The sequence below is a fragment of the Moorena sp. SIO4E2 genome (assembly GCF_010671945.1).
GTDB classification, from domain to species: Bacteria; Cyanobacteriota; Cyanobacteriia; order Cyanobacteriales; family Coleofasciculaceae; genus Moorena; species Moorena producens.
In genome coordinates, this window is the sequence record NZ_JAAHIE010000323.1 from 1 (window position 1) to 8,612 (window position 8,612).

The following is an 8,612-nucleotide window of genomic DNA, read 5'->3' on the forward strand; positions in this document are numbered from 1 at the left end:
AAGTGGAACAGGCAGAAATTCGAGGTATTGAAAAAGGGATAAAACAAGAAAAAATAGCGATCGCCCGTTCCTGCCGGGAACAAGGTTTAGATGTGGAGACTATTATGAAAATCACCCAACTTTCTCGAGAAGAGATTGAATCAATTGAGAATTGAGAATTGAGAATTGAGAATTATACATTCTCCGTTCTTCATTCTTCATTCTCCATTCTTCATTCTCCATTCTTCATTCTTCATTCTTCCAGCAAGCCATCACAAAACGCCTTCAGTTCCGGATTGACATAACTATTTCTGGAATTACTACGTAAGTAAGCACAACCCCTAGCTAAGAGTCCATCCAGGGTGTCCACCCGCCACAGCTTGATGGTATAACCGTCTATGGTAGCCAGTTGCGTCCCATCTGGGTGGAAAACCAGGCGAGTCCCCTCGAATTGGGCAATTTGCCGACCCGCTAAATCCCACAGGCGCACGGTACGGTCACGTCCAGCGCTAGCGAGCAATTGACCATCAGGGCTAAATTCCACCTGGTCAACTTTACTGTGATGCTCTGTAAATGCTTGGACTTGCCCAGTGTTGACATCCCACAATCTCACGATTCCGTTAACTCCAGCACTAGCTAGCAGCTGACTATCCCAGCTAAATTCCACCTGGTAAACTCTACCCTGATGCCCCTTCAATTCCTGGACTTGCCTAGTTTTGATATTCCAAACCCTCATGATTCCGTCAAGTCCAGCGCTAGCCAGCAGCTGACCATCCCAGCTCAATGCCATCTGCCAAACCCAACCCGGATGCCCCTTCAATTCTTGTTGGACTTGCCCAGTGTTGAGATCCCACAACCTCACGATTCCGTCAAGTCCAACGCTAGCCAGCAGCTGACCATCCCGGCTGAATTGCAACTGCCAAACCCAACCCCGAGGCTCCTTCAACAATTTTTGGACTTGCCCAGTGTTGAGATCCCACAATCTGACGATTCCGTTACCTCCAGCAATAGCCAGATGCTGACCATCCCGGCTGAATGCCATCGGCCAAACCCAACCCCAATGCCCCTTAAATTCTTGTTGGACTTGCCCAGTGTTGAGATCCCACAATCTGACGATTCCGTCACCTCCAGCGCTAGCCAGATGCTGACCATCCCGCCTAAATGCCACCTGCTTAACCCTACCCTGATGCTTCACAAGTCTAGGCTCCTGAATCTGGTCAAGAATCCGTTGTAAAGCAAGTATTGGACTAGCAGCAGGATAGTCTTTCAACGGAGTATTTTTCGTGACCATTGCTTTCAAGGCTTTCCCGGTCTCCATAGCTGCTACTAAGGCATCAAACAGGCTAGTTTTATTAAACGGCCTATACAATTCAATAAGATGTGTAAGTCCTGCTCGTTCTAGTTTGGCTCCTTCTTGCTTCCTTTGCTCCAAAATTCGCTTTTCTTCCTCAAAATTTGCCAATTTTTTTTCTCTTTCACTCTCATATATATGACGAATTGGAGATACTAAATAATCATGAACCAACTGATATAACTCTTCTGTTACTGCTTGAATCTGAAACACTAAACCCGAGCCCACTAAAATATCCAAAATCATCCTGAGCTGCTTTGTGGTTAAGGTTAACCCAGTAGCTAATTCACTCTTGGTTCTTAAGGGTCGAAGCTGCTTCTCATCAGTCAATATAAACAACAATTTCCAGGTAGTTTCTCGGTGTTTTGGTCCACAATCAGTAACCACAGCGTCCAGATAACGCTCTACTAGTTTGGCCTTATCGCCCCGTTGCTGATACTGCTCCAAGGTGACAATTCCCTCGGTTTCTAATTGCGCTCCCACCACCTGCAATTCAATCGGACGAACTTCTCCTGTTTCTGCTGCTAAATCTTTGACCAATTTCTCAATCAACTCTGGTTCTAAGGAAAACTTAGCCTGCTCCGTTAACTGTTCAATCACCGCTTTGGCCTGGAATTGAGTAAAATTACCTAAGTAATACAGGACCTCTTTGCTGAGAATATTATTATTGACGACATCTAAACTAATCAAGCGGTTATTACACTCTAATAAATAATAGATATAATCTTCTCGCAAGGCCAGAATCACATTCACTCCAAGAAGTTTTAGACAGTCTTTTAAGAATTGATAAAAAACTCGCCGTTGCTGTGGCTGAGGATACTCAAATAAAAATTCTTCAAACTGGTCGAAAATTAGAACAGTCAGTCGATTGTTGTAATCATTTTTTACCAGATGGTCGATAATTTTGCCCAGATTTTTTTTTCCCTCTCCCCCCTGCTTTTTTCCAATTATCGTTTCAGCCAACCTATGTTCCCACTGGGGATAAACTGTCAGCAACACCGGCTCCACATCCCGAGCGCCAATAATCTCTTGGTGTAATCTAGGAATTAAACCAGACTGAAGTAGAAAACTTTTACCCACGCCCGAGGAGCCAAAAAGTACCGTTAGTTTGCGGTCTGCGCGACCAATACGCTCAACTAAGTCATTAATCGCTTGCTCTCGACCAGAGGCAGCAATTTGATCAGCCACAATTCGCTGCTTTTCCTCTGCCGTTGCCTGAGTATCCCTGATTCGTTGGTTGAGGGACAATCGACCAACGCCCACAAATGCCCGAAACCTGAACTGATACTCGATTGATTGCTGGTATGCCTTAACTGAGAAGGCTTTTTGATACTTCCCTTGGTCAAAGTAGAGCTGTCGCAATTCTGCCAGAATTTGAATATATAAATCGGGATTAAAGTTAGGTAGGGTTTGGTCTTTGGCAAGCTCAAGATGGGCAATCCCTTTCTGGGGTTGACCGAGATGCTTGTAGGCTCTGGCTAAGGATAACAGATACCAACCTTGATGAAGTCCCCATGCCCAGTCCAACTGCTCCCGGCTCAGGTCACCAGGAAGTTGAACAGAATTCTTGGCCTTGGTAAGGATGTCCAGTGCTTGAGTTGCCAACTCCTTGACCCGAGGCCATTGGGAGCGAGCGATGGCGACTTCTGCCGCTAGAATGCCGTAATCATGGGCAAGCCAGACCGGGTTGGGATATTTTTTATGGAGGGTTAAGGCTTTTTCCCCTAACTGCTCCAACTCATCCCATCGCCCTAGTCTTTGTAGAATTTCCCCCAAGGGATTGATAAACTTAGCTACTAAGTCGGGACGCTGGGCTTGCTCAAAGCAGTAATGCGATCGCAAAAAATAGTCCTTAGCCTGTAGGCAATGTTGCTCATCCTGATTCCGGTCTTGATCGGCATAGGTACGGTACAATTGCCCCATATAGAACAGAACACATCCGTATCGGATTAAATGTTCGGTTACCCGAGAGCGAGAAAAGCGCGAAGATAGCACTAAATCTTCCCATAGCTTTAAACTTTGTTGATAATCCTTCTCGGACTGCTTGAGACCATGGGAAATTCCTCGACCTAAGATAAATTCCAGACTGGCTTCTAAGTCTAGGGCTAATTCTACATGCCGATGTTGCAAGTCTTGCCAAGCCCAGCGTAAGTCAGCCAGCTGCTGGTTACTGAGATTATGTTTATGGTTAAGAAAGTCAGCAGCTCCACCGGCTAAGACTTGAGTAAACCCAAGATCAGTAACCTGTTGGATAAATTCGATTACATTAGCGGTAGAGATTTGAAAGTCTAGGGGTGAACCGGTTCCCCAACTGGCCAAATCCCTAGCCGAGCGCAGGAATTGGGTATAGACTCGGTCATCTACCCAAAATAAAACCGGGACATGGAACTGTTTCCGAAACTCTTCCCGGACTCCATTGGCTAATCTGAGCAGTTGCTCAAGGTCTGTGACCACCTCAAAGCCATAAACCATAATCCCTTGGGGCTGTTGTTGTCTCAGTTGGGATTGAATCGAGGTGTATATAGTCCTGTGGAGCTGGGTGACCTCGGGAGTTAGCTCAATCGGGAGAATCTCTACCGAACAAACCTCTGCCAGCTGTTGAATCAACTGGTCTCGCCACTGGGTATAATTACAATGGGCAAAGATTAAGGAAAATTCCTGTTCACTGGCTCCCATTTCCATTGCCCAAGCCAGCTGCTTCAATAGCTGTTGATGATAATCCTGTGGCTGACGATTAGTCATGGAGTTATAGCAATCGGTGCTCAGGTGTTTCCAAATTCAAGGTATGACTTTTCAGCCTCTCCACCCTTCCCGCACCTCCGAAACTCTTCCCCCGATTCCCGATTCCCGATTCCCGATTCCCTACACTACAACTTCCCCGTTTCTAACAGAATCGGATTGACGGTAAACCAAGACCCTTGAGTGTCATAGTACTCATACACAAATAGACTACGCACCAGCGCCTGATAATCGTAATCACCACGTACTTCTTGGCTCTGATGCACCTGACGCAATAATTCCCAGTCCTCTTCCTCAATCGCTAATCTGATTCTATTACAGCGACTACGAATAACCTGGTCTAAACCTGCCCGGGATAGGGGTAACTTGCCCTCCACCATAATCCAATCCCGAATCATTGACAGTAACTGCCGCAGATGACCACCACTGATAGAACAGAGTCTGTCAAGGGTTTCCGGTGCATCAAACACTTCCGAAATCCCCTGCAACCGTTGCGCTGGTGCTAGCTTAGGGAAAGCTCTAGCCATTACCATCGCTCTGAGCTTTGCCATTCCTTCCTCACACTCTTTACCATTCCGTTGCTTAACTGGAACCATGGGCAACACCTTCGGCTCAACCCCGAAACGATTGGTAAGCAGGAGGTAATCATTAGAAAATCGTAGCCCTAGGGGCATGGTATAAATCACATGACAGTTGAGTTGGCGCAACTGTTCTCCCCGGTCTACAAATAAATATTCCGGTTGTGTTCTTCCCCAAGGCTTCGGCAAAATTTCCACCCGGTCAAGGTTATCTACGATTACCACTAGTCCCCGTTTTCCCTGGTATTGGAGTCGAGCGATCGCAGGCTCAATCAACTCGGTATTAATCACATTAATAATGGTGTTGGTACGAGGTTCGATATAATCCCGCAACCGATTACGCAAGGTTGGGCTATTTTTGGCTCTCGTGGTAATCTTAGCAATCCCTACCGATAGCGAATACTCTCCCTGTTTTTCCTTGATACCAAACTCACCAACCTTGGGAACCTTAACCTCAATCGGAGTTATATCGGAACCCAACAATTCGGAACCCAACAATGTGGTAATTTCCTGTAGGAAAGCTTTAAAGCCTTTTAGTGGTAAGTTAACCTGGCTAGCTTCTAAACTTTCACTGACCTGGCGAGCAATAACTAATAAAATATCCCCCACATCCACATCATTCATTTCCAAGTCCTGACTCGACTCCAAGTAAACCACATGAAAGTCTTCTTTTAGCAACTCAGCCTGGAGTCGATATAATTCTGTAGACTTCCCACAACCAATATTTCCAGTAAATAATTGACAGGTGGGCTGATCTTCAGAGAATAGAGTAATTTGAGCTTTCAGTTGCTCAATCAGTGCTCCCCCTCGGACGGAAGAAAAATCGATATAAAACTTCTGGTCTTCTGCCTGGGTGAGATCGAGTGTTTTGCTTGGGTTAGTGGCTTTATAAAACTGGGTGAAATTTACAGTCATAAGATGTGGGGTGACCGGGTCTGAGGGGGTCTGAGATGGGTAGGATTCTTACATTTGGGTCGGGAGTCGGGAGTCGGGAGTCCTCAGAAGCGTGAAATGAGCAGATGGAGAGAATTATCCCGGAAATTATTGTAGATTTGGATACATATTTTTAAAAATTGCTACACAATGAAAGTACGTACTCGCCCCAATGTTTAAAAACCTAGCCTTGTGAGGTGGGGGGGTGGGGAGTCAGATTAGCAATGGTTGTGGTTTCCCTCATTGGTAGTGGTACATAAATAGTGATTTTAGCACCCGAAACCTTGACCAGACCGTAGGCAAATCACTACATCTTTACCACTACCAATGCCGTAATCATGGGCAAGCCAGACCGGGTTGGGATATTCCTGATGGAGGGCATTGGCTTTTTTTTCTAACTGTTCCAACTCATGGGATTACTCTAGTCTTTGTAGACTTTCCCCTAAGGGATTGATAAACTTAGCCACTAAGTCTGGACGCTTAGCTTGCTCAAAGCAATAATGCGATCGCACAAAATAATCTCTAGCCCTGAGGTAATGTTGCTGATCCTGATTCCGGTCTTGAGTAGCATAGGTACGGTACAATAGCCCCATATGGAACAGAACACATCCGGAGCGGATTAGATGTTCGGGGTTGGGAGAGGGGTAAGCTCCAAGAATATCTTCCCATAGGTCTAAACTTCGTTGATAATGCTGTTGGGACTGGTTGGGATCATTGGGAATTTCTCGACCTAGGATAAATTCCACACTGGCTTCTAAGTCTGGCGCTAATCTTACCTGCCGATGTTGCAAGTCTTGCCTTGCCCGGCGTAAGTCAGCCAGCTGCTGGTTACTGAGATTCTGTCCATGGGTAAGACCCCCAGCAGCTCCAGCGGCTAAGACTTGAGTAAAGCCAAGATCAATGACCTGTTGGATAAATTTAATTACGTCAGGGGTAGAGAGTTGAAAGTCCAGGATTGAACCGGTTCCCCAACTTTCCAAATCCCTGGCCGAGCGCAGGAATTGGGAATAGACTCGATCATCTACCCAAAATAAAACCGGGACATGGAACTGTTTGCGAAACTCTTCCCGGACTCGATTCGCTAATTTGAGTAGTTGCTCAAGGTCTGTGACCACCTCAAAGCCATAAACCATAATTCCTTGGGGCGGTTGTTGTCCCAATTGAGATTTAATCTTGCTGTATATAGTGCTGTAGAGCTGTGTGACCTCGGAAGTTAGCCCAATCTGGAAAATCTCTACCGAACAAACCTCTACCAGATCTTGAATCAAGTGGTCTCGCCACTGGGTATAATTGCAATGGGCAAAGATTAAGGTAAATTCCTTTACACTGGCTCCCTTTTCAATGACCCAAGCCAGCTTGTTCAATAGCTGTTGATGATCAGGGTGTTGGTGATGATCCTGTGAGTAACGATTAGTCATGGAGTTATGGCAATGGGTGCAATGGTGTTTCCAAATTCAAGGGACGAAGAATTACTAAAACCAATCTCAAAGTGCATCTCAAGGCGCATTCTTGCTCATCTGACTCCCCACACTTCCCACACCTCCCAGCCTCCCCACACCTCCGAAACTCTTCCCCCGATTCCCGATTCCCGATTCCCGATTCCCTCCCCTACAACTTACCCGTTTCTACCAGAATCGGATTGACTGTAAACCAAGACCCTTGATCGTCATAGTATTCATAGACAAATAGACTACGCACCAGTAAACGATAATAGTCCTCTCCAATGACTTCTTGGCTTTTATGCACCTGACGCAATAATTCCCACTCCTTTGGCTGAATCGCTAATCGGATTTTATTACATCTAGTACGAATAACATACTCTAACCCTGCCCGGGATAGAGGTAACTTCTCCTCCAGCGTCATCCATTCCCGAATAATTGTTTGTAACTCTCGGACATGACCACCACTAATAGAACAGAGTCTGTCAAGGGTTTCCGGTGCATCAAACACTTCCGGAATCTCCTGCAACCGTTGCGCTGGTGCTAGCTTAGGGAAAGCTCTAGCCATTACCATCGCTCTGAGCCTTTCCATTCCTTCCTCACACTCTTTACCATTCCGTTGCGTCACTGGCACCATTGGCAACACCTTCGGCTCAACTCCAAAACGATTGGTAAGCCGGAGGTAATCCTTAGAAAATCGTAGCCCTAGGGGCATGGTATAAATGACATGACAGTTGAGTTGGCGCAACTGTTCTCCCCGCTCTACAAATAAATATTCTGGTTGTGGTGTTCCCCCAGATTTGGAAACAATTTCCACCCGGTCAAGGTTATCGACGATTACCACTAGTCCCCGTTTTCCCTGTTGTTGGAGTTGAGCGATCGCAGGCTCAATCAACTCGGTATTAATCACATCAATAATCGTTTTGGTACGCTGTTCAATATACTCTCGCAACAGATGGCGCAAGGGTGGGCTATTTTTGGCTGTCGTCATAATCTTGCCCATCCCTACCGATAAGGCATACTCTCCCTGTTTTTCCTTGATACCAAACTCACCAACCGTGGGAACCTTAAGCTCAACCCCAGTTACCTCCGAATCTAACAAGTTGGTAATATCCTGTACCAAAGCTCTCAACCCTTGTAGGGGTAAGTTAACCTGGCTACCTTCCAAACTTTGACTGACCTGGTAAGCAATAGCTAATAAAATATCCCCCACATCCACATCGTTCATTTCTAATTCCTGATCGGACTGGAAGTAAACCACATGAAAGTTTTCTGCTAGCAACTCAGCCTTGAGTCGAGATAATTCCGTAGACTTACCACAACCAATATGTCCGGTAAATAATTGACAGGTGGGTTCATCTTCCGATAATAAATTAATTGGAGCTTTCAGTTGCTCAATCAGTGCTTTCCCTTGGAAAGAAGAAAATTCCTCTCGAACAGGAGAAAAATCGATATATAGCTTCTGGTCTTCTTTCTGGGTGATATCAAGGGTTTTGCTTGGGTTAGTGGCTTTGTAAAATTCGTTGAATAAATTTAGAGTCATCAGGGGAGGGGTGTGGGGTGTGGGGTGTGGGGTGTGGGGTGTCAGATCAA

The 8,612-nt window shown here is 45.8% G+C and carries 7 protein-coding genes; 2 read left to right on the forward strand and 5 right to left on the reverse strand.

From position 1 onward, the window contains the following. Positions 1–2 precede the first annotated feature (2 nt). Entirely contained in the window at positions 3–155 is a 153-nt protein-coding gene (locus F6K37_RS45650; RefSeq protein WP_502887778.1) for an Rpn/YhgA-type helix-turn-helix domain-containing protein, read from the forward strand. A gap of 77 nt (positions 156–232) precedes the next feature. Here F6K37_RS45650 and F6K37_RS25690 read toward each other — a convergent pair whose 3' ends face one another. From F6K37_RS25690 to F6K37_RS25705, 4 genes are all read right to left on the reverse strand, one after another. Next, entirely contained in the window at positions 233–4,072 is a 3,840-nt protein-coding gene (locus F6K37_RS25690) for an nSTAND1 domain-containing NTPase (protein WP_287253074.1), read from the reverse strand. A gap of 125 nt (positions 4,073–4,197) precedes the next feature. Beyond that, positions 4,198–5,562, reverse strand: a complete 1,365-nt coding sequence (locus F6K37_RS25695; RefSeq protein ID WP_287253077.1) for a Rossmann-fold NAD(P)-binding domain-containing protein — start codon at positions 5,560–5,562, stop codon at positions 4,198–4,200. A 287-nt stretch (positions 5,563–5,849) separates the two neighbouring features. Continuing rightward, a complete protein-coding gene (locus F6K37_RS25700) occupies positions 5,850–5,987 on the reverse strand; it encodes a hypothetical protein (RefSeq protein ID WP_287253080.1) in 138 nt (45 codons plus the stop codon). A gap of 9 nt (positions 5,988–5,996) precedes the next feature. Then, positions 5,997–6,998: a hypothetical protein gene (locus tag F6K37_RS25705; protein ID WP_287253082.1), complete on the reverse strand. Its 1,002-nt coding sequence runs from the start codon at positions 6,996–6,998 to the stop codon at positions 5,997–5,999. A gap of 6 nt (positions 6,999–7,004) precedes the next feature. On the opposite strand from F6K37_RS25705, the gene F6K37_RS25710 reads away from it, so the two are divergent. Beyond that, positions 7,005–7,223 (forward strand): hypothetical protein, encoded by a 219-nt coding sequence (locus F6K37_RS25710; RefSeq protein ID WP_287253084.1) that lies wholly within the window; start codon positions 7,005–7,007, stop codon positions 7,221–7,223. Here the strand turns inward: F6K37_RS25710 and F6K37_RS25715 are convergent. Continuing rightward, positions 7,189–8,612: ATP-binding protein (locus F6K37_RS25715; protein WP_353838490.1), on the reverse strand; the 1,424-nt coding region annotated here is incomplete at its 5' end. The two genes, F6K37_RS25710 and F6K37_RS25715, sit on opposite strands and share 35 nt — an antisense overlap.